Raw genomic sequence first — 22,419 nt, forward strand, 5'->3', positions numbered from 1 at the left:
TGTTGGGTCTGCTAGATCCCGAGGACGACCACCAGCGCGATGGCGACGCCGAGCAGAACGAAGACGACGTTCTCGAACGACGGCGATCCCGGTTCGAGGTCTCCCGGCTCGTCCTCCCCGAAGACGTCGGTCGCGCGTGCGCCGTCCGCACTCTCGTCGCCGTCGTCTTCGAGATCCTCGACGGCGTATTTCCAGTCGTCCGCCATACCCCATCGTGGGCGTCCAGCCAGAAATGGCTGCCGCTCGGTCAGCGCACCCTCGTTCCCGGCGGGCTGTCGCCGTGGGTGGTCAGCAGATCGGCCTCCTCGCCGGCCGCGAGCACCATCCCGTTGCTCTCGACGCCGAACAGCTCCGTCTTCTCGATGTTCGCCAACACGACCACCCGCTCGCCCGGGAGCTCGTCGAGATCGTGGAGCTGTTTGATCCCGGCGACGATCTGGCGCGTCTCGACGCCGAGATCGACCTCCAGACGAGCCAGATCGTCGGCCCCGTCGATCCCCTCGGCGGCGAGTACCTCGCCAACTCGTACGTCGAGCTCCTGGAACCCCTCGAAGCCGATACGGTCGTCGGCGAGCGCTTCGAGGTCGGCCTCCACGGCCTCGGCAGCGTCATCCTCCGTGGCCGCGCTGCTCTCACCGCCCTCGCTCGCGGCGGCGATCTGCGCCTCCAGTTTCTCGTTCAGCTCGGCGACGCGCTCGTCCTCGATGCCCTCGAACGGTTCGTCGGGCGCGTCGAACTCGGCGGACGGTGCGTCGAGTGCCGCGTTCAGGAGAACCTCGTGGACCGAACCCGTTTCGTCGAGCTGGCTCCAGAGCCGTTCGGCCATGCCGGGCATGATGGGCTCGGCGAGCACCGTGACCGCCTTCGAGAGCTGCACGCAGTCGCGGATGACCGCTGCCCGCTTGGGGTCCTCGGCGTTCCACGGCTCGTGGCGCTGGATGTACTCGTTGCCGAACTGGGCGAGTTCGACGGCCGACTCCCCGACCGCCCGCACGGAGTAGTCGTTGACGCCGTCCTGGAACTCGTCGATCGCTTGCTCGATGCGCTCGCGGACCTCCTGAGAGACCTCGCCGTCGGGCGTTCCCCCGTAGTTGCGGTGGGCGAACAGCAGCGATCGGTAGAGGAAGTTCCCTACCGTGCCGACGAGTTCGCCGTTGACGCGCTTGGCGAACCGTTCCCATGAGAAGTCGATGTCCTGCTGGAAACCGGTACCCGTCGTGATGTAGTAGCGATAGAGATCCGGATCGAACCCCTCGTCGAGATAGTCGTCGACCCACACCGCGCGATCGCGGCTGGTCGAAAAGCCCTTGCCGTCGAGGTTGACGAACCCGCTCGCGAGCACCGCCCGCGGCTCCTGATAGTCCACCCCGTGGAGCATCGCGGGCCAGAACACGGTGTGATGCTGGATGATGTCCCGCCCGATGACGTGGACGAGCTCGCCCGACTCCTGCCACGCCTGCTCCCAGTCGAATCCGTCCTGTCCGACGCGCTCGCTGTACTGCTTCGTGCTCGAAACGTACTCGATCGGCGCGTCGACCCAGACGTAGAGCACGAGCTCCTCGTCGCCGGGATACTCGATCCCCCAGTCCAAATCTCGCGTAATGCACCAGTCCTGAAGCTCGCCTTCGATCCATTCACGGGGCTGGTTGCGCGCGTTCGCCGTCCCATCCATCCGATCGATGAACTCACCGAGGTAGTCCTGGAACTCCGAGAGATGCAGGAACTCGTGCTCCCGGGTGCGGTACTCGGCGGGGTTGCCCGTGATCACGCTCGTGGGTTCCTCGATCTCGCCCGGTTCGAGGTGGCGGCCACAGCCCTCGTCGCACTCGTCGCCGCGGGCGTGCTCGCCGCAGTACGGACAGGTCCCCTCGACGTATCTGTCGGGCAGGGCCTGTCCCTCCTCGGGGTCCCATGCGACCTCGATCTCCTGCTCGTAGACGTACCCCTTCTCGTCGAGTTCGCGGACGAACTGCTGGGTGAGTTCGACGTTCTGCTCTTCGGCCGTGTGGCCGTAGTTGTCGAACTCGATATCGAACGTCGGGAACGTTTCTTCATACTTCTCGTGGTGGCGCAGCGCGAACTCCTCGGGTGTGACGCCCTCTTCCCAGGCGTTGACCGCGACGGGCGTGCCGTGCATGTCCGACCCCGAGACGAACGCCGTCTCCTGGCCGAGCTTGCGGAGCGCACGCGTGAACGCGTCGCCGCCGACGTAGGTCCGGAGATGGCCCACGTGCAGGTCGCCGTTGGCGTACGGCAGCCCGCAGGTGACGACCGCCGGGTTCTCCGTGGGGAACTCCTCGTGGCTCATGGCCATCGCTACCGGGATGGGAGCCTAAAGCCCGCCGCTTTCCGCTCGCGGGTAGCCGTCCCGTCAGAGCCCGAACAGCGAGGTGACCGGCGCGAAGACGCCAGCGACGACCAGCAGCCGCCCGGCGCTGCCGACGAACGTCGCCGCGGCGAACTTCAGGTAGTCCTCCTCCAGAATGGTGAAGGCGTAGATCGACAGCGTGTCCGGGAAGAACGGCACCGAGAGTGCGATCGCCAGCCCGATGTAGCCGTATCGGCGCGCGAGCTGTATCGTCCGCCGTTCGGACCATTCGACGATGTCGAACTGCGAGTCGCGCAGCCATTCGACGAGTCGCCCGGACCGGTGTCTGGCCTCGTGACCGAGGCGGAAGGCGACGACGCTACCGGCGGCCTTTCCGATGCCGCTGACGAGCGTGATCAGGACGAAATCACCCGTCTCGGAGATTCCGAGATCCAGCGGCGCGACGAGGACGATCTCGCTCGGCAGCGGCAGCGCGATCGCGATGAGAAACGAGTAGCCCGCGATGATGAGCAGCCCGAGCGGCCCGGTCGCCGTCTCGACGAGACTTTCGAGCGTGTCGAGCTGCAGCGGCGCAGACACGGTTCCGACCGTCCCCGCGACGAGGGCCGACAGAAGCGGCGTCACTGCCGGAAATCGCTGCGTCGCACGCCTAAGTGTTGTCTATTCCAGTCGGTCGAGATCGTCGACGAACGCCTGAAGCGTCTCGCGGGTGACGTGTGGCATACAGACGACGCGGAGCGCACCGTTTCCCGTTCGAGAGATCCGCCAGTCCATCCCCCTCAGTGCCTCGAACGTCTTCTCGGGGACCTCGGCGGCGACGAGCGGGAGTTCGGGTTCGACGACCGAATAGCCCCGGTCTTCGAGCGCGGCGGCGAGCCAGTCGGCGTTCGCCTGGCCGCGCTCGGCCTGGTCGCGATAGCCGTCGGGCCACAGCGCATCGAGCGCGGCGCGGGCGCTCGCCACGCCCGCCCCGCTTCGCGTGCCCGTCAGCGTCGCCTGCGAGCGTGATTCGAGATACGGCGTCTCGACCGCGAGCGCGTCGAGCAGTTCGTCCGAACGGGCGAGCAGCCCGCCGGCGGGCACGACTGCCCGCCCGAGCTTGTGCGGGTCGATCGTCATCGTGTCGATCGGCGCGTCGGCGAAATCCCACTCGTGATCGGTGAACGGCAGATGGAAGCCGCCCCACGCGGCGTCGACGTGGCAGAGTGCGCTCACCTCGTCGGCGATGGCGGCGATCTCGGGGATCGGATCGACGCGCCCGTGTTCGGTGGTGCCGGCGACGCCGACGACCGCGACGGTGTCCTCGTCGGCCAGTTCGACCATCGCCGTCGTGTTCGCCTGATATTCGTCGTCGAGCGGTGCGGTACGGAGTTCGAGCCCGAGCATGCCGGCGGCCTTGTGGAAACTGAAGTGGGCGCTCGCGGGCGCGACCACGTTCGGCTCGTCCGTGTCGGCGCGGTTGCGCGCGATGCGCAGCGCCTGGATGTTCGCCTCGCTGCCGCCGCTGGTGACGTAGCCCGCCGGTTCCGGCAGCGAGACCATCTCTCCCAGTTGTGCGACGACCTCGTGCTCGATGTCGGCGATCGTCTCGTACGTCCCTGGATCGCCGGGGTTGGTCGCGAGAAAGCGCTCGGCGGCCGCACGTGCGTCGGGATGTGGCTCCGTACACATCGAGGAGAGAACGCGGGAGAACTCCTGTGGCGTGGCCCGCTGCATGATCAGAACTGAGCACTCACGCTGTTAGCCGTTGTGCATCTCCCCGCAGATCGCGTGCGATCGTGATTGAGCATCGGAGCCCTACCTGACAGTATCGAGGACGAGTTTCTGTTCGACGCGCTTGACCTCGTGCTGGACGTCGCGCACGGCGTCGATGTTCGCCGAGATCGAGGAGATGCCCTCGTTGACGAGGAACTGCACCATCTGTGGTTTCGAGCCGGCCTGCCCGCAGATGCTGGTCGCGACGTCGTTCTCGCGGCAGGTCTCGATCGTCTGCCCGATGAGTTCGAGGACGGCGGGATGGAGTTCGTCGAAGCGATCGGCGACCTGGCCGTTGTTTCGGTCGACGGCGAGGGTGTACTGGGTGAGATCGTTCGTCCCGAAGGAGGCGAAGTCGATGCCCGCGTCGGCCATCTCCTCGATGCGCAGCGCCGAGGCGGGCGTCTCGACCATCACGCCCCAGGAGCGCTTGTCGGGATCGATGCCGGCGTCCTGCATGAGATTCTTGGCCTGGAGGACGTCCTCGACGTCGTTGACGAGCGGCAGCATGATCTCGACGTTGTCGTAACCCATCCCGTAGAGCTGGCGGAAGGCTTCGAGCTCGTGGACGAACACGTCGGGACGGTCGAGGCTGCGCCGGATGCCACGGTAGCCGAGCATCGGGTTGTGTTCGTCGGGTTCGCTCTCGCCGCCCTCCAGCTGGCGGAACTCGTCGGTGGGGGCGTCGAGCGTGCGCACGCGCACCGGTCGTGGGTAGAACTCCTCGGCGACGTTTCTGACTCCCTCGACGATCTCCTCGATGTAGGCGTCCTCGCCGTGGTCGTCGATGTACTTCTCGGGGGTCTTGTTCGTCGAGAGGATCATGTGCTCCATCCGGAGCAGTCCCACGCCATCCGCGCCGGTCGCGGCGGCGCGTTCGGCGGCCTCGGGGATCGAGACGTTGACCTTCACCTCGGTGGCGGTCATCGGCTTGACGGGCGACTGCGGGCGGACTTCCTCGACGGCGTCGCGCTCGCCGTCGTCGGCCTCGCCCTCGCGGATCGTCCCCTTGTCGCCGTCGATGGTGATGTGCCGCCCGTCGGCGAGCGTGCTGGTCGCACTCTGCGAGCCGACCACGGCCGGGACACCCAGTTCCCTGGAGACGATCGCCGCGTGGGAGGTCATCCCGCCCTCGTCGGTGACGATGCCGCTCGCGCGCTTCATCGCCGGCACCATGTCCGGCGTCGTCATCTCGGTGACGATGACGTCACCCTCCTCCACTTTGTCGAGCTGGTCGAGCTTGCCGACGATCGCCACCGCGCCGCTGGCGATGCCCGGGCTCGCGCCGAGCCCCGTGAGCAGCACGTCGTCGCTCGCTCCGGACTCGTCGCCGCCGTTGGCGACGCTTGCCTGCTCGCCCCCGTCGTCGGCGATCGTCGTGATGGGGCGCGATTGGAGCATGTAGACGTCGCCCTCGAAGATCGCCCACTCGACGTCTTGGGGCTCGCCGTAGTGCTCCTCGACCTGCTCGCCGATCTCGACTAAACTGTCGAGTTCGTCCTCGTCGAGCACCTGTGCCTCGCGTTTCTCGCCCGGGACGTCGACCATCGTCGTCTCGCCCGTCTCGGGCTCCTTGACGCACATCGTCTTCTTGTCGGCCACGGTGACGGAGTCGAGTTCGTGGCTGTCGCGGTCGACGACGTAGTTGTCGGGCGAGACTTCGCCGGCGACGACCGCCTCGCCGAGCCCCCACGCGGCCTCGACGATGAGCTCCGGCGCGCCCGTCGAGGGATGGGAGGTGAACATCACGCCCGATTTCTCGGCGTCGACCATCCGCTGGACGACGACCGCGATGTCGACGCTCCGGTGGTCGAACCCCTGCTGTTCGCGGTAGTAGATCGCTCGCTGGGTGAAGAGCGAGGCCCAACACTCCTTGACGCGCTGGACGAGGTTTTCTCCTGTGACGTTGAGGAACGTCTCCTGCTGGCCGGCAAACGAGGCGTCTGGCAGGTCCTCGGCGGTCGCCGACGAGCGTACCGCGACGAACGCTTCGCCGTCGTCGAGGTTCCCGTAGGTTTCGAGGATCTCCTCACGCAGCTCGTCGGGCATCTCCGTCCCCAGAATGAGGTCCTCGGCTTCGGCCGTGGCGGCGGCGAGCGCGCTCGAATCGTCGGGATCGACATCGACGGCGTCGAACAGCGCTTCGTCGATGCCGGTTTCCTCGATGAACGAGCGGTACGTTCCGGCCGTGACGACGAACGCCGGCGGGACGGGCAGGCCGGCACCAGCGAGTTCGCCCAACGACGCGCCCTTGCCGCCGACGGCGTCGATGTCGTCCTTGCCTACATCGTCCAGCCAGAGTACAGCCATCGTGGACGTATAATCACGAACGTCAATAAAGAAGGTTCCGAACCGACCGGCTTCGTGCGGTAGCGTCACAGTCAGCCACGCCAAACCGACCGCTGTCACGCGGTTTCGCTTGCCGAAGCACCGTCCGAAACGAAACGGTTATGCGTCGGGCTGAACAAATATTCAGTGTTCGCACGAGGCGGGACGACGCTCGCCCCGCGACGGACGGAAAACCACTATGAACGGACTCAACGACAAAACGGTAGCCGTTACGGGTGCCGGCGCGGGCATCGGTCGTGCGTCGGCGCTGCGTTTCGCCGAGGAAGGGGCCAACGTCATCGTCACGGACATCGCCGAGGATGCCGGCCGGGAGACCGTCGAACTGATCGAGGACGACGGCGGCGAGGCGCTGTTCCTCACCGTCGACATCACCAGCCAGTCGGACATCACCGCGATGATCGAGGAAGCGGTCGACAGCTACGGCGGCCTCGACATCGCTCACAACAACGCCGCCGGTGCCGCGGGCGAGATGGTGCCGACGGCGGAGGTCTCCGAGGACGACTGGGACAAGGAACTCGACATCACGCTCAAATCCACGTGGCGGTGCATGCGCCACGAGATCGACGCGATGCTCGAACAGGGCGGCGGTGCGATCGTCAACACCTCCTCCGGCGCGGGCCTGAAGGGCCAGCGCAACGTCGCGCCCTATTCGGCGGGCAAACACGGCGTCGTCGGCCTCACACGGACCGCCGCGCTCGAATACGCCGAGGACGGCATCCGCATCAACGCCGTCTGCCCCGGGCCGGTCGACACGCCCGGCTACAGCCAGATGCCCGACGAGATGCGCGAGAAACTCAAATCGAGCGTTCCGATGCGGCGGCTCGGGGACCCCGAGGAGATGGCCAACGCGGCCGTCTGGCTCTGTTCGGACGACGCCTCGTACGTCACCGGCATGCCGCTCTCGGTCGACGGCGGCATCATGGCCGGTCGCTGATCGGAAACTGACCCTTCGTTCTCACTGATCACTGCTCCGCCGACCGGAGAGACACAACGACTTAACGCATGCCGCCATCCCACACAACTGAGCCATGACCGAGCGCGACGATTTCACCTGCACCGTCACCAACTGGGAGTACATCTACGGCCGCTGTCGGTCGGTCGCCGATCAGGTCAGACGCACCGAGTTCGAGCCGGAGGTCGTCGTCGCGCTCGCGCGCGGCGGCTGGTTCGCCGGGCGCTGTCTCTGTGACTTCCTGGGGCTCGACGATCTCACGAGCCTGAAGATGGAACATTACGTGGGAACCGCGGCGAAGACTGGCGAGCCGGAGATCCGCTATCCGATGCCCGAGGGGAGCGTCGAGGGCAAGGACGTCCTCATCATCGACGACATCGCCGACACCGGGGGGAGCATCGAGCGTGCCCACGAATACGTCACCGACCGCGATCCGAACGACGTCCGCACCGCGACCGTCCAACTGCTCGGGACGAGCGAGTTCGAACCCGACTACCTCGGCGAGCATCTCGACAGCTGGACGTGGGTGATCTACCCCTGGAACTTCATCGAGGACATGACCGATCTCGTGAGCGGCGTCCTGGAGCCCGACACGACGATGACGATGGAGGAGATCCGCCATCTGCTCGCCGAGCATCACGGCATCGACCGCATCGAGATGGAGATCGCCCAACCCGATCGGATGGACGAAGTGCTCGCTGAGATGGAACGGCGAGGGATCGTCGCACGCGAGGGCGAGGGCTGGATGCTGCTGGAGGAACCATGATCGGTCTCATCGGCGGCAGCGGCATCTACGAGGCGCTCGATCTCGACGCGGGCCACGAGGAGACCGTCGAGACGCCGTTCGGCGCGCCGAGCGGTTCCGTCACGGTCGGCGAACTCGATGGCCGGGAGATCGCCTTCCTCCCGCGACACGGGCCGGACCACGAGCTCTCGCCGACGGAGGTGCCCTACCGGGCGAACATCTACGCGCTGAAGCAGCTCGGTGTCGATCGCGTTCTCGCGACCAACGCGGTCGGGAGCCTGCGTGAGGAGCTCCCGCCGCAGACGCTCGTCGTCCCCGACCAGCTGTTCGATCGGACGCGCCACCGGACGACCTCGTTCTTCGGCGACGGGATGGTCGTCCACATGGGCTTCGCCGAGCCGTACTGCCCCCATATGACCAGCCATCTCGCCGCTGCGGCCGAGACGGTCGACGATGGGGCGGGTGCGGGTAGCGGGGCAGAAGCGGGCGTCGAGGAGGGCGGCACCTACGTCTGCATCGAGGGACCACAGTATTCCACCCGAGCGGAAAGCGAGTTCTACCGCGCACAGGGCTGGGATATCGTCGGGATGACCGCCGTGCCGGAGGCGAAACTCGCCCGCGAAGCCGAACTCTGCTACGCGACCGTCGCCGGCGTCACCGACTACGACGTCTGGAAGGAAGACAGCGAGGTGAGCCTCCAGGAGGTGCTCGACAACGCCGCCGCGAACGAGGAGCGCATCAACGCGACGATCCGGCGTGCCATCGAGACGATGCCCGACGAGCGCGACTGTGACTGCGCGCACGCGCTCGACGGGACGATCAACACCGCGGCCGAGGCGATCCCCGACGAGACCCGCGAGCGCCTCACATTGCTGGCTGGCGACTATCTCGACTGAATCGTTGCGAGAACACGCCGACGATTTATCAAAACAGCGACGACTTCCGAGCGACGCTCACGAACCGGTTTTCACGTGCGACTCTCCGACCCCGCCGAACCGATACTGACCCGCGTACTTCTCGCGCGTGGACGCCGCGGGCTATCGTCTCACCGTCGCCCGTCGTCGCGGACGTATTCGAGCGCGCTGACGAACGCCTCGACATCGACTCGTCCTTCGGTCTCCTCCAGCCGCTCCCTGATGCGTTCCGGTGTCATGGTACGAGATACCATACATCACGACATGGTATCAACCTTTCGGCGAGCGGAAACACTTGCCGGCGGACGATCGCGCGGTGACGATCCGCAGCAGGCTACGCCTTCGTCAGCGCTGCCTGGTAGTGAGCCGACTCCGCGGCATCGTAGCTGTGGGCAGCGACTTCCCAGTCGGTCTCGGCTGCGGCCTCGCGCAGTCGATCGGGGCCGAACAGTCGGAACAGGAGCGTCTCGCCGACATCACCCTCGTATTCGAACTGCATCACGCGGTGGGCGAGTCCGGGTGTCGGGTCGGCCCGATAGCCGAGCATCTCGTCCGCCACGATCCGCTCCGGATCGTGACAGTCGAGCGTCGCCGCTCCGTCGGGCGCGGTGACGAACGCGAGGTCGTCGAGGAACTCCCGGAGTCCCCGCATCGAGGCCGCGAGCTCGACCTGTGTCCCCCACGCGAACGCCGACTGGAACCGATCGCGCTCGAACGACTCCCGAAGTGCGAACATGTCTGCACGACGCGCGTCCTGGACACCGCGCTCGCGCATCGTCTCGATGAGATGGTCGCTCACTTCGATGGCGACCGTCTCGAACTGATCCTGGAAGTAGAGCGTGTCGCGACCCGCGCCCGCACCCATATCGAGCAGCGGGCCATCGACCCAGGACGTGAGGAACTCGCCACGATCACTGTCAGGGTCGAAATCGCCGAAATAGAACGCCTCGATCGGGTGTTCGCGCGCCCATTCACCGTCACGCTGGATGAGGGGTGCGTCCTGTTCGCCCTGATGGAAGTCGCGGACCGCGCGGCCGAACGGATCGGTCATGGACTATCGTTCGTTCCGAGCGCAATAATGTTGGTCCGAACCACGATAGCACGTCCCGGCCTCAGTCAGCGATCGCTTCGGTCGAGGCCGACTCCGTGTTCGGGTTCTGCACCCAGAGATCGCCGAACAGCTCGTCCTGCTGGAGGCGGATGTGGCCGCGGTGTGAGAGAAAGAGAACTGCGAGGAATGTCTCGACGCGCGAGCCGCCCGCCGTGTCGATCTCGGCGTAGAGCACCTCCTCGCGCCCGGCGTCGTACTGCTTGCGGAGTACCCGTTGAACGTCCGCGATGATGGCCTCGATGTCCTCGCCGTGGGCCGTGCCCGTCACGTCGGCCTCGGTCGGCTCGTCGTCGACGCGCAGATCGTCGCCCGAGCGGTAATCCAGGGTTTGCGTTCCCCGCTGGAACCCCTTCGGCGAGCCGCTCGTGTCGTAGGTCCTGGACTCCTTCCACCACGAATCGCGCTCTGCCTCGCGGAGTTCGCGCACGAGTTCGTCGAGCGTCTCCGGCGTGCCGCGCGCGCCCTTCCGGTCGAGCCGGCGATCCATCTCGTCTTCGAGCGCCGCCACCGGATCCGGCCCGAACTCATCGGGCGGTTGCTCGTAGCCTTCCTCCCAGGGTTCGGGGTCGGGTTCCGGTTCTTCCTCGGGTTCGAGCAGCGCCTCGCTCTTCATTCGGAGGAGTACGCTCGCGTAGAAGAGCGCCCGACCCGAAGTGCGCAGATCCGCCGCGTCGAGCCGTTCGAGGAAGGCGTCGGTCACGTCGACGACGTCAATATCCCAGGGCTCGATCTCGCCCTCTTCGGCGAGCCTCACGAGTAGTTCGACCGGCTCGACCTCATCGTCCTCCCCGTTTGCCGTTGCACCATCTGCCTCAGTCATCGGCGGGCACCTCCTGTGCTCCGAGATCGATCCCCGTGACCGCCGAGACGTTGTCGCCCTGCATCGTGACGCCGATCGCGCGCTCGGAGCGTTCGAGCATCGCCGAGCGATGACTGACGACGATGAACTGCGCGTCGGCGGCGAGTTCGTCGACCAGCTCGCCCACCCGCTCGGCGTTGGCCGCATCGAGGAAGGCGTCCACCTCGTCGAGTGCGTAGAACGGCGCAGGGTTGTGGCGCTGGATGGCGAAAATAAAGGCGAGCGCCGTCAGTGACTTCTCGCCGCCGCTCATCGCGTCCAGCCGCTGGATCGGCTTGTCGCCCGGCTGGGCCTTCATCGTCAGCCCGCCCTCGAAGGGGTCCTCGGGGTCCTCCAGATGGAGCGTTCCCGACCCCGCGGAGAGGCGCTCGAAGATGGACTCGAACTGCTCGTTGATCGTCTCGTAGGAGTCCATGAACGTCTCCTTTTTCTGAGCCTCGTAGGAGTCGATGCGCTCCTCGATGCCGTCGCGCTCGTCGACGAGGGTCGCCCGCTTGTCGGTGAGATCGTCGAGATCCGCCTCGACCGTGTCGCACTCCTCGATGGCGAGCATGTTGACCGGCTCCAGCTCCTCCATCTCCCCCTCCAATCGCGCGATCTCGTCTTCGACCTCGTCGTGATCGGGAATCTCGTCGGGGTCGTACTCGCCGACGACCGATTCGAGCTCGTCGATCTCCCACTCCAGCCGTTCCCGGCGCTCGCGGCGGCTCTCCAGTTCGCTTTCGGTCTCGTTCACCCGCTCGCGCTGCTCGTCGCGTGACTCTTTCGCGGCGGCGAGTTCCTCCTTCAGATCCGTGCGTTCATCCTTGAGATCGGCGAGTTCGTCCTCGAGATCGGCGACGGCCGCCTCGCGCTCGTCGAGTTTTTCCTCCTGTTCGTCGATCTTCCCGTCGAACTCCTCGATGCGCTCCTCGCCCTCCGCCTTGCGATTTTGGGCGCTTTCGAGCGTCTCGTGGAGTTCGTCGATCGACTCCTCGGCGTACTGTTTTTCGAGCTGGAGCTCGTTCAGCTCGCCGTCGAGATCGTCCATCCGGTCGTCGAGTTCGTCGATATCGTCCTGAATCGCGTCGGCCTCGTTCGTGAGCTCCGGGATGGCCGAGTCCGCGAGTTCGTCCTCCAGCGCTTCGATATCGGCCTCGATGGCTGCGGTCTCGTCGTCGTGGTCGGAAATCTCGGTCTCCAGGCTCTGCATCTCCGCGTCGACCTCCTCGCGGGCCGCCTCGATCTCCGCGATATCCGCTTCGAGCTCGTCGATGCGCTCGTCGATCTCCTCGCGCTCGCGCTCTTTCTGCTCGATATCGTTCTCGATGTCGCGGACCTGCTCGGCGGCCGCCGACCGACGCTCGCGCGCGTCGTCGAGGCGCTCCTCGATCTCCCGAACGTCCTCCTGAACCTCGCGCCGGCGCTCTTCGAGCTCGGTGATGCGATCGGCGACGCGTTCTAGCTGGCCCGCGCTCGACTCGAAGGAGTAGCGCGACCCGCTGCGCGACCCACCTGTCATCGCGCCGCTTTTCTCGACGAGTTCGCCCTCCAGGGTGACGAGCCGGTAGTCACCCATCAGTTCGCGGGCAGTCTCCATTTCCTCGACGACGAGGGTGCTGCCGAGCACGTACGAGAAGACGCCCGCGTATTTCTCGGGGAAGTCCACGAGATTGTAGGCGAAATCCACGACGCCCGTCTCGTTGGGCCGGTTCGGCACCGACCGGCGCTGCATCTTCGTCATCGGCAGGAAGGTCGCCCGCCCCGCGTTCCTGGATTTCAGATACTCGATGGCCTGCTGGCCTACCCCGTCGTCGCCGACGACGACGTGGGCGAGCCGTCCGCCCGCCGCCGTCTCGCACGCCGTCGCGTACTCGCTCGCCACGCCTCCCAACTGCGCGATCGTGCCGTGCACCCCGTCGAGATCGGCGTTCAAAACTGTCGAAACCGCTCGCCCGTACGACGAGCCGCTGTCGTCGGTTTTGGCTTCGAGGCTCGCGTACTCGTCCTTCGCGGCGCGGAGCTCCTCCTCGATCTCGTCGAGCTCCTCGGTCCGTTCGCGCTTGTCGGCCTTGAGGTCCGAGACGACGTCCTCGATGTTCGCCTCGTTCTGCTCGGCCTTCGCCAACTCGTCCTCCAGATCCTCGATCGCGGCCTCGATCTCGGGGATCCGCTCGCGGGTCTCGTCGAGATCGCTCTCTTTCTCGCTCTGTTCGGTCGAGCGCCGCCGGGCCGCGTCCAGTAGCCTGTCCTGCTCGCGCTGTTTCTCGTTTTTCGCGCTCTTTTCGGCTTCGAGCGCCTCCCGCCGCTCTTCGAGGTCGGCTTTCACCTCGTCGTACTCCGTGTCGCTCGCCTCGATCTCCGCCTCGACCTCGGCCAGTTCGTCCTCCTGGTCCTCGATATCAGCAGTGATGGAGGACTTCTCGACTTTCACGCTCCGAATGTCGCCGTCGAGATCGTCGACGGTCTCCTGTTTCTTGTCGAGTTCGACGAACGCCTGCCGGCGCTCGTTTTCGGCTTCGTCGATGCGCTCCTCGGTGTTCTCGATCTTGTCTTCGAGCCGACTCTTCTCACCTTTGATCTCCTCGATCTCGCGCTTGATGGCGAGCTGTTCGTCCTCGCCCTTGCGCTCGATCTCGTCGTTGAGTTCGTCGAGATCGGTTTCGAGTCGCGAGACCTTGCCCTGGCGTTCGTCGAGTTCGCGCTGACGTTCGTCGAGTTCGTCGTCGAGCTCGTCGATCTTCTCGACTGCCGATGTGAGGCTCGCGCGCTTGTCCTCCAGCTCGGCGGCCTTGCGGTAGGTCTCGTACTCTTCCTTGTCCTCGCGCAGCGACTGATATTCGAGCGCCGTCTCGCGCTCGTCGTTCAACTGTTCGAGCCGCTCTTCTTTCTCCTCGATGCGGAGTTCGGCCTCGTCGATGCGCTCCTCGACGACTTCGAGCTCCTCGAAGGCGTCCTCCTTCTTCGCGTCGAAGGCGGCCACGCCGGCGATCTCGTCGATGATCTCGCGGCGCTCGCCCGCAGTCATGTTGATGATCCCCGTGACGTCGCCCTGCATCACGACGTTGTAGCCCTCGGGCGTGACGCCCGCCCCCGCGAGCAGATCCTGAATATCGGAGAGGTTGACCGAGCGCTCGTTGAGATAGTAGTAGGAGTAGTAGTTGTCCTCGGTCTGTTTGACCCGGCGTTTGATGACGATCTCGTCGACGTCGCCGACGTTCTCGGTGCCGGCGGCGCTCTCGATCTCGGCGCGCGGGAGCGTCCGTTCGGCGTTGTCGAGCACCACTTCGACGCTCGCCTCCCGGACACCGCCGCCGGCCGATTCGCCACCCTCCTCGTGACCGGGATTGTAGATAAGGTCGGTGAGCTTTCTGGCGCGGATCCCGCGCGTGCGGGCGAGCCCGAGACAGAACAGGATCGCGTCGATGATGTTCGACTTGCCGGAGCCGTTCGGCCCGCTCACGGTCGTGAAATCCTCGTAGAACGGGATCTCCGTTCGACGGCCGAAACTCTTGAAGTTCTCTAGGACGAGCGATTTGATATGCATGGGGTGCTCGTGGACGGCCTACGCGACGATGATGTCGTCGGCCGATGAATCGTCAGTAGAATCGTCCTCGTCCGGGTTAGCTTCTTCGTTTGCGCTCGATTCCTCGGTCCCGTCGTCGGTGACGGCCCCGACGCCGGCCTCGATATACTCGTCCGAGGATTCGTCTTCGAGTTCGGCGAGTCGAGCTTTCGTCTCCATCAGTTCGTCGGTCAGGCCGGAGAGGGAGGCTTCGAGTTCTTCGACGCGCGATTCGAGCTCCTCGACGCGGTTGCCGCTCATGGCTGATGGCGGCGTTCCGCGGACATAAACGTGCGTCAGACACGTTTCCGAGAGTTGGTAGGTGTGGCCACCGTGCCGTGCGACGGCGATGGCGTCATGTTTTAGCGGTCGCGGCCGGATAGAGGCGACAATGAGCGCCCGCGCCGTCAGTGCCAGCGACCACCGCGTCGTCATCGGGCTGGAGGTCCACGTCCAGCTCGAAACCGAGACCAAGGTGTTCTGTGGCTGTAGTACGGATTTCGAGGACAGCGAGCCGAACTCCCATACGTGTCCGACCTGTCTCGGCCTGCCGGGTGCGCTCCCGACGCTGAACGAGGCGGCCGTCGAGGGCGCGCTCAAGCTCGCGGCGGCGATCGACGCCGACGTGCCCGACGAGAGCCACTTCCACCGGAAGAACTACTACTATCCCGATCTCCCGAAGAACTTCCAGATCACCCAGTACGACTCGCCGCTCTGTCAGGATGGCGAACTCACGGTCACGGTCGAAAACGACGAACGGACCATCGCCATCGAGCGCGCCCATCTGGAGGAAGATCCCGGCAGCCTCCAGCACGCCGGCGGGGGTGGCGGCATCGACAGCGCCGAATACACCAGAGTCGACTACAACCGCGCGGGCGTTCCGCTGATGGAGATCGTCACCGAACCCGACTTCAGGAGTCCCGACGAGGTCCGCGCCTTCCTCGCCAAACTGGAGGAGGTGCTCGACTATCTCGGCATCTTCGACAGTTCCAGAGATGGGTCGCTGCGCATCGACGCGAACATCTCGCTCGTGCCCGAGGCGGAAGTCGACGCCGACGGGAGAATCGGCCCGGACGCGCTCGCGGCCGCCAACCGTACCGAGGTGAAGAACATCTCCAGTCACAAGGGGGCCGAGCAGGCGCTCGCCTACGAGGTGACGCGACAGAAAAACGCCCTCCAGCGCGATCGGACGATCGAACAGGAGACCCGCCACTGGGACGAGTCCAGGGGTGTGACCGTCTCGATGCGCTCGAAGGAAGAGGAGAAGGACTATCGGTACTTCTCCGAGGCAGACCTCCCCGTGCTCCGCGTCAGCGACTGGGCCGAGGCAATCGAGATCCCCGAACTCCCCGACGCCCGCCGCGAGCGCTTCGCCGAGGAGTACGGCCTGAGTTCGTCCGAAGCCCGCAAACTCACCTCCACCCGTGAGATCGCGGATTTCTACGAGCAGGTGGCCGACCGCTTCGATCCCGACGTGGCGGCGTCGTGGGTCGCCGACAGCCTCCTCGGCGAACTCAACTACCGCGACATGGCCATCGCTGACGTCGAGGATCGACTCGACGAGTTCCTCCATCTCATCGAACTCGCCGAGACGGACGAGATCACCGCAAAGAACGCCGAGGAGATCGTCCTGCGCGCGATGCTCGACGACGGACGCTCGCCGGACGAGGTGGTCGAGTGCGAGGGGCTCGGCACCACGGGCGAGGACGAGATCGAGAGCGCGGTCGCGACCGCGATCGACGAGAATCCGGACGCGGTCGAGGATTACCATACGGGCGAGGACGGCGCACTCAACTTCCTCGTCGGACAGGTGATGCAGTCCACAGGGGGAAGTGCCGACCCTGGAACGGTGAACGAACTGCTCCGGGCGGCACTCGACGGCTGACCAGGGGGCCGACTGCCGAACAGTCGGTACACATTTGTGCGTTACTGCGTACTGTTGAGACACGATGAGCAACGATGACGCGGAGCACGCCGGCGAGTTCGAGGGCTACGGAGGCCGACACGTGCCCGAGCCGCTCGTGGAACCGCTCCAAGAGCTCGCCGACGCGTTCGACAACATCGCCACGTCCGACGACTTCCGCGCGGAGTTCCGCTCGATCCTCGAAAAGTTCGCGGGGCGACCGACACCGCTCTTCCACGCCGAGCGTCTCTCGGAGCGCTACGGAACCGAGATCTATCTCAAGCGTGAGGACCTCCTGCACGGCGGTGCGCACAAGATCAACAACGCCGTCGGCCAGGCGCTGCTCGCCGAGCGGGCGGGCAAGTCCCGACTGATCGCCGAGACCGGCGCGGGCCAGCACGGCACCGCGACCGCGATGGTCGGTGCGCTGTTCGATATGGACACCGAGATCTACATGGGCGAAAAGGACATCGAGCGCCAGCGGATGAACGTCTTCAGGATGCGGCTGATGGGCGCGGAGGTCAACGAGGTCACGCGCGGCGGGGCCGGCCTCGCGGACGCGGTCGATGCCGCCCTGGAGGATTTCGCCGCGAACGTCGACGACACCCACTACCTGGTTGGATCGGTCGTCGGCCCGGACCCGTTCCCAAGGATGGTGCGGGAGTTCCAGTCGATCATCGGCCGCGAGGCACGCGACCAGTTCCGCGAGCGAACGGGCGAACTGCCGGACGCGGCGGTCGCCTGCGTCGGCGGCGGATCGAACGCGATGGGACTGTTCGACGCCTTCCGTGACGATCCCGTGCAGTTCTACGGTGCGGAGGGCGGTGGCGAGGGCAGTGACTCGACCCGTCACGCCGCACCGCTCGCGGCGGGCACCGACGGCTCGCTCCACGGGATGGAGACGAGAATACTCGATGACGAGACGGAGGTCCACTCGATCTCTGCCGGACTCGACTACCCCGGTGTCGGCCCCGAACACGCGATGTTCCGCGCGGTCGGGCGTTGCGAGTATCGCGCGATCCCCGACGAGGACGCGCTCGCTGCCTTTCGCGAGTTGAGCGAGACTGAAGGAATCATCCCGGCGCTCGAAACCGCTCACGCGCTCGCGCTCACACGGGAAGTCGCCGACGACCACGATTCGATCCTGGTGAATCTGAGCGGGCGCGGCGACAAGGACATGCGAACGGCGGCCGAGCAGTTCGACCTCGGCTGACGCCGGACGGCTGCGAAAGGTTTAGAAGCCGTATCGACCTACCGCGGCCAATGAAGATGGGTGGTGTCCGGTGGAGCTGTTGATAACCGAGAAGGAGACCGCCGCGAGCAACATCGCCGAGATCCTGAGCGAGGGCAGCGCCGACGTCGAGCGACGAAACGGCGTCAACGTCTACAAGTGGGGTGGACGACGCTGTGTCGGCCTCTCGGGCCACGTCGTCGAGAACGACTTCCCGCCCGAATACGCGAACTGGCGCGACGTCGAACCGGTCGAACTGCTCGATGCCGACGTGGTGGTCGAGCCACACGAGAGCCGCGAGAACATCGTCCGCACGCTCAGGCTGCTCGCGAGGGATGCCAACGGCGTCATCATCGCCACCGACTACGACCGCGAGGGCGAACTGATCGGCAAGGAGGCCGCCGACATCGTTCGCGAGGTCTCCGACGCGCCGATCAAGCGTGCACGGTTTTCGTCCTTTGCCGAGCGCGAGGTGCGCGAGGCGTTCCACAATCTCGACGACCTGGATTACGACCTCGCGGCGGCGGGCGAAGCCCGCCAGGAGATCGACCTCGTGTGGGGCGCGGCGCTGACCCGATTCCTCTCGTTGACCGCCAAACAGCGCGGCAACGACTTCATCAGCGTCGGCCGGGTCCAGTCGCCGACCCTCAAACTCATCGTCGATCGCGAGCGGAAGATCCAGGCGTTCGATCCCGAGACCTACTGGGAACTGTTCAGCGACCTTCTCAAGGACGAAACCACCTTCGAGGTCCAGTATTTCGACCGCGAGGACGGTCGCGGTACCGACCGCCTCTGGGACGAATCGGTTGCGGCGGAGGTCTACGACGCTCTCGGCGAGGCGAGTGCGGCGACGGTCCAAGAGGTCAGCCGGCGCACCCGTGCCGACGACCCGCCCCATCCGTTCAACACGACCCAGTACATCCGTGCGGCGAGTTCACTCGGCTACTCCGCACAGCGCGCGATGAGCCTCGCCGAGGAGCTCTACACGGCGGGCTACATCACCTATCCGCGAACCGATAATACCGTCTACCCCGACGATCTCGACATCGAGGAGCTCTTAGAGGAGTTCACGAACCACCGCGAGTTCGGCGACGATGCAGAGGCCCTGCTGGAAGCCGAGGAGCTTTCGGCCACCGAGGGCGACGAGGAGACGACTGACCACCCGCCGATCCATCCAACGGGCGAGCTCCCGTCGGCGTCCGAACTCGGCGACGACGAACGCGAGATCTACGAGCTGGTCGTCAGGCGCTTTTTCGCGACGGTGGCCGATCCCGCCAAGTGGGAGCATCTCCGCGTGACCGCCGCCATCGACGAGCACCACCTGAAGGCCAACGGCAAGCGACTCGTCGATCCGGGCTACCACGCCGTCTATCCGTATTTCAATACCTCGGAGAACCACGTGCCGGAACTCGACGAGGGCGAGGAGCTCCCGATCGAGGACGTGCGCTCCGAGGAGAAGGAGACCCAGCCACCGCGTCGGCGCGGCCAGTCCAGACTCATCGAGCGCATGGAGACGATGGGCATCGGCACGAAGGCGACCCGTCACAACACGATCGAGAAGCTCTACGATCGGGGCTACATCGAGAGCGACCCGCCCCGCCCGACGAAACTCGCCGAGGCGGTCGTCGAGGCGGCCGAGCAGTACGCCGACCGCGTGGTGAGCGAGGAGATGACGAGCCAGCTCGAAACCGACATGGCCGCCATCGCCGACGGTGAGACGGCTCTCGACGACGTCACCCAGGAATCGCGCGAGATGCTCGAAACCGTGTTCGACACGCTCCGCGACTCGCGCGAGGAGGTCGGCGAACATCTCCGCAAGTCGCTCAAAGCCGACAAAACGCTGGGGCCGTGTCCCGACTGTGGCGCGGACCTGCTCGTGCGAAAGAGTCGTCACGGCTCCTCGTTCGTCGGCTGTGACGGCTATCCCGACTGCGAGTTCACGCTGCCGCTCCCCTCGGCTGGCGAGCCGCTGATCCTCGACGAAACCTGCGACGAGCACGACCTGCGGAACGTGAAGATGCTCGACGGTCGGAGCACGTTCGTGCATGGCTGTCCGCTCTGTGCCGCCGAGGAGGCCGACGCCGAGGCCGACCGCGTCATCGGGGACTGCCCCGAGTGCGGCTCGGAGCACGGTGGCGAACTCGCGATCAAGACCCTCAGGACCGGTTCGCGGCTCGTCGGCTGCACGCGCTACCCCGACTGCGAGTATTCGCTCCCGCTCCCGCGCCGGGGCGAGATCGAGGTCACCGACGAGTTCTGCGACGAGCACGACCTGCCCGAACTCGTCGTCCACAGCGGCGACGAGCCCTGGGAGCTCGGCTGTCCGATCTGTAACTACCACGAGTATCAGGCCCGGCAGTCGGTCGGCGACCTCGTGGATCTCGATGGGGTCGGCGAGAAGACCGTCGAGAAACTGGCGGCGGTCGGCGTCGAGAGCCTCGACGATCTGCGCGAAAGCGAGGCCGATTCGATCGCCGAATCGGTCCAGGGCGTGAGCGCCGAGAACGTCCGTAGCTGGCAAGCGAAGGCCGACTGACGGAAATCGACCGATTACGGAAGACGTTTAGGCGGCGCTCGGATTCCTGTTGCTATGAGCGCGCCGTGGACCGAGTGGGATCACATCGTGAAAATCGACCCGGACAAAAGCCTCGTCGACGGCGAGAGCTACGAGGACGTCTGCCGGACGGGCACGGACGCCATCGAGGTCGGCGGGACGACCGGGATGACCGAGGAGAAGATGCAGGCGGTCGTCGATGCGTGCAGCGAGCACGATGTCCCCCTCTACATCGAACCCGGCGTCGACGCGACCGTCGTCCACACCGACTCGCTCGACGGCTATCTCATCCCGATCGTGTTCAACGCCGGTGACGTCTCCTGGATGACCGGCGCACACAAGGAGTGGGTGCGCATCGACGACGGCATCGACTGGGCGCGCACCAACACCGAGGCGTACATCGTTCTCAACCCCGATTCGTCGGTGGCGACGTACACGCAGGCGAACTGCGATCTCGACGCCGAGGACGTCGCGGCCTACGCCACGATCGCCGAGCGGATGTTCGGCCAGGAGATCGTCTACGTCGAATACTCGGGCACGTTCGGCGATCCCGAGATCGTGGCCGCTGCCGGCGACGCGCTCGACGAGGCGACCCTCTTCTACGGTGGCGGCATCCACGACTACGATTCGGCCCACGAGATGGGCGAACGGGCAGACACGGTCGTCGTCGGCGATCTCGTCCACGACGAGGGCGTCGATGCGGTCCGGGAGACCGTTCGCGGCGCGACGGACGCGAACTGAGTCGCCGACGCGCGAAACGACGGCGTTTAAGACCGCCGCTCTACATCGTCGTGTATGAACGATCGCACGACCACTGCGAGCGCCGAACCGGGCGACGACGTCACGGTCGCCGGCTGGGCACACGAGATCCGCGATCTGGGTGGAATTGCCTTCCTCATCGTCCGCGACAGGACTGGGAAGATCCAAGTCAAGTTCGAGAAGGACGCGATGGATGACGAACTCGTCGAAACCGGCACCGAAGTGGCCCGCGAGAGCGTCGTGTCGGTCTCCGGCGCGGTCGAGGAGGAGGAGCGTGCTCCGACTGGCGTCGAGATCGTTCCCGATAGTGTTGAGGTGATCGCACCCGCCGATCCCGAACTCCCGCTCGATCCGTCCGGCAAGGTCGACGCCGAGCTTCCGACCCGGCTCGACAACCGCACGCTCGATCTCCGGCGCGAGGAGGCGAAGGCGATCTTCGAGATCCGCGCCGAGGTCCTCCGGAGCGCGCGCGAGGCGTTCCGCGAACTCGGATCGACGGAGATCACGACGCCGAAGATCGTCGCCACGGGCACCGAGGGTGGGACCGAGCTGTTCCCGATCACCTACTTCGGTCAGGAGGCGTTCATGAACCAGTCACCGCAGCTGTTCAAGCAGCTGATGGTCGGCAGCGGGCTCGAACGTGTCTTCGAGATCGGCCCGATCTTCCGTGCCGAGGAGCACAACACGCCCCGTCACCTGAACGAGGCGACCTCGATCGACTTCGAGAGCGCGTTCATCGACCACGAGGAGGCGATGGACGCCTGCGAACGGGTCGTCCAAGCGGCCTACGAGGGCGTCGCCGGGAACTGCGCCGACCAGCTCGACACTCTCGGCTACGACGACTTCGAAGTGCCCGACGAGGCGTTCCCGCGACTCACCTACGAGGAGGCGATCGAGCGGATCAACGCCACCGGCGAGCTAGACACCCAGCTCGTCTGGGGCGACGATCTGCCGACCGAGGGCGAGAAAGCGCTCGGTGACGACGTCGGCGGTCACTATTTCGTCACCGACTGGCCGAGCGAGATCAAGCCGTTCTACATCAAAGATTACGACGACGATGCGGAGCTCTCGACGGGCTTCGACCTGATGGCCCCCGACATGGAGCTCGTCTCGGGCGGCCAGCGTGAACACCGCTACGACCAGCTCGTCGAGGGGTTCGAAGCGCAGGGACTCGATCCCGAGGCGTTCGACTACTACACGAAGATGTTCAGATACGGGATGCCGCCCCACGCCGGCTGGGCGATCGGTGGCGAGCGCCTCGTGATGACGATGCTCGATCTACCGAACATCCGTGAAGCCGTTCTGTTCCCGCGAGACAGGCAACGCCTGTCGCCGTAGGCGACGACGTTTCTATCGATCGCTTGTGGGAAACGGAACCGCTCCGATCGAGAGCAGGCGTGTGCCGGACGCAACC

General features: G+C 65.7%; 17 protein-coding genes. 8 read left to right on the forward strand and 9 right to left on the reverse strand.

Annotated elements, in window-relative coordinates; genetic code table 11:
• Positions 1 to 11: 11 nt before the first annotated feature.
• From MUK72_RS05130 to ppsA, 5 genes are all read right to left on the reverse strand, one after another.
• Positions 12 to 206, reverse strand: coding sequence for a DUF7312 domain-containing protein (locus MUK72_RS05130; RefSeq protein WP_244704521.1), 195 nt, complete (start codon positions 204 to 206; stop codon positions 12 to 14).
• 41 nt (positions 207 to 247) lie between these two features.
• Positions 248 to 2,308: a methionine--tRNA ligase gene (gene metG, locus MUK72_RS05135; RefSeq protein ID WP_244704523.1), complete on the reverse strand. Its 2,061-nt coding sequence runs from the start codon at positions 2,306 to 2,308 to the stop codon at positions 248 to 250.
• A gap of 63 nt (positions 2,309 to 2,371) precedes the next feature.
• Positions 2,372 to 2,953 carry a YqaA family protein gene (locus MUK72_RS05140; protein WP_425311079.1) on the reverse strand — a complete coding sequence of 194 codons (582 nt, stop codon included), beginning with the start codon at positions 2,951 to 2,953 and terminating at the stop codon, positions 2,372 to 2,374.
• Positions 2,954 to 2,989: 36 nt separating this feature from the next.
• A complete protein-coding gene (gene mfnA / locus MUK72_RS05145; protein ID WP_244704525.1) occupies positions 2,990 to 4,045 on the reverse strand; it encodes a tyrosine decarboxylase MfnA in 1,056 nt (351 codons plus the stop codon).
• 81 nt (positions 4,046 to 4,126) lie between these two features.
• Positions 4,127 to 6,394, reverse strand: coding sequence for a pyruvate, water dikinase (gene ppsA, locus MUK72_RS05150; RefSeq protein ID WP_244704528.1), 2,268 nt, complete (start codon positions 6,392 to 6,394; stop codon positions 4,127 to 4,129).
• A 217-nt stretch (positions 6,395 to 6,611) separates the two neighbouring features.
• On the opposite strand from ppsA, the gene MUK72_RS05155 reads away from it, so the two are divergent.
• The 3 genes from MUK72_RS05155 to mtnP all read left to right on the forward strand — a co-directional run bounded on the left by MUK72_RS05155 (position 6,612) and on the right by mtnP (position 9,026).
• Positions 6,612 to 7,367 (forward strand): SDR family NAD(P)-dependent oxidoreductase, encoded by a 756-nt coding sequence (locus MUK72_RS05155; protein WP_244704530.1) that lies wholly within the window; start codon positions 6,612 to 6,614, stop codon positions 7,365 to 7,367.
• Between the two features lie 94 nt (positions 7,368 to 7,461).
• Complete coding sequence (locus MUK72_RS05160; protein WP_244704532.1) at positions 7,462 to 8,151, forward strand: phosphoribosyltransferase; 690 nt, start codon at positions 7,462 to 7,464, stop codon at positions 8,149 to 8,151.
• Entirely contained in the window at positions 8,148 to 9,026 is an 879-nt protein-coding gene (gene mtnP / locus MUK72_RS05165; RefSeq protein WP_244704535.1) for an S-methyl-5'-thioadenosine phosphorylase, read from the forward strand. Before MUK72_RS05160 ends, mtnP begins: the two co-directional genes overlap by 4 nt.
• 352 nt (positions 9,027 to 9,378) lie before the next feature.
• Here the strand turns inward: mtnP and MUK72_RS05170 are convergent, their stop codons facing one another.
• The 4 genes from MUK72_RS05170 to MUK72_RS05185 form a co-directional block, all read right to left on the reverse strand.
• A complete protein-coding gene (locus MUK72_RS05170; protein ID WP_244704537.1) occupies positions 9,379 to 10,095 on the reverse strand; it encodes a class I SAM-dependent methyltransferase in 717 nt (238 codons plus the stop codon).
• A 61-nt stretch (positions 10,096 to 10,156) separates the two neighbouring features.
• Positions 10,157 to 10,975, reverse strand: coding sequence for a segregation and condensation protein A (locus tag MUK72_RS05175; protein WP_244704538.1), 819 nt, complete (start codon positions 10,973 to 10,975; stop codon positions 10,157 to 10,159).
• The gene (gene smc / locus MUK72_RS05180) at positions 10,968 to 14,540 is read right to left on the reverse strand and encodes a chromosome segregation protein SMC (RefSeq protein ID WP_244704540.1); all 3,573 of its coding nucleotides are present in this window, start codon (positions 14,538 to 14,540) and stop codon (positions 10,968 to 10,970) included. Before smc ends, MUK72_RS05175 begins: the two co-directional genes overlap by 8 nt.
• A gap of 18 nt (positions 14,541 to 14,558) precedes the next feature.
• A complete protein-coding gene (locus MUK72_RS05185; protein WP_004051059.1) occupies positions 14,559 to 14,819 on the reverse strand; it encodes a DUF7518 family protein in 261 nt (86 codons plus the stop codon).
• 130 nt (positions 14,820 to 14,949) lie between these two features.
• Here MUK72_RS05185 and gatB point away from each other — a divergent pair, with 130 nt between their 5' ends.
• The 5 genes from gatB to aspS all read left to right on the forward strand — a co-directional run bounded on the left by gatB (position 14,950) and on the right by aspS (position 22,343).
• Positions 14,950 to 16,443 (forward strand): Asp-tRNA(Asn)/Glu-tRNA(Gln) amidotransferase subunit GatB, encoded by a 1,494-nt coding sequence (gene gatB, locus MUK72_RS05190; protein WP_244704542.1) that lies wholly within the window; start codon positions 14,950 to 14,952, stop codon positions 16,441 to 16,443.
• 64 nt (positions 16,444 to 16,507) lie between these two features.
• The gene (gene trpB / locus MUK72_RS05195; protein WP_244704544.1) at positions 16,508 to 17,674 is read left to right on the forward strand and encodes a tryptophan synthase subunit beta; all 1,167 of its coding nucleotides are present in this window, start codon (positions 16,508 to 16,510) and stop codon (positions 17,672 to 17,674) included.
• Positions 17,675 to 17,744: 70 nt separating this feature from the next.
• Positions 17,745 to 20,228 (forward strand): DNA topoisomerase I, encoded by a 2,484-nt coding sequence (locus MUK72_RS05200; RefSeq protein ID WP_244704546.1) that lies wholly within the window; start codon positions 17,745 to 17,747, stop codon positions 20,226 to 20,228.
• 54 nt (positions 20,229 to 20,282) lie between these two features.
• A complete protein-coding gene (locus MUK72_RS05205; protein ID WP_244704548.1) occupies positions 20,283 to 20,987 on the forward strand; it encodes a phosphoglycerol geranylgeranyltransferase in 705 nt (234 codons plus the stop codon).
• Positions 20,988 to 21,041: 54 nt separating this feature from the next.
• Entirely contained in the window at positions 21,042 to 22,343 is a 1,302-nt protein-coding gene (gene aspS / locus MUK72_RS05210; RefSeq protein ID WP_244704550.1) for an aspartate--tRNA(Asn) ligase, read from the forward strand.
• Positions 22,344 to 22,419: the final 76 nt, after the last annotated feature.

The organism is Halococcus dombrowskii, assembly GCF_022870485.1.
GTDB classification, from domain to species: Archaea; Halobacteriota; Halobacteria; order Halobacteriales; family Halococcaceae; genus Halococcus; species Halococcus morrhuae.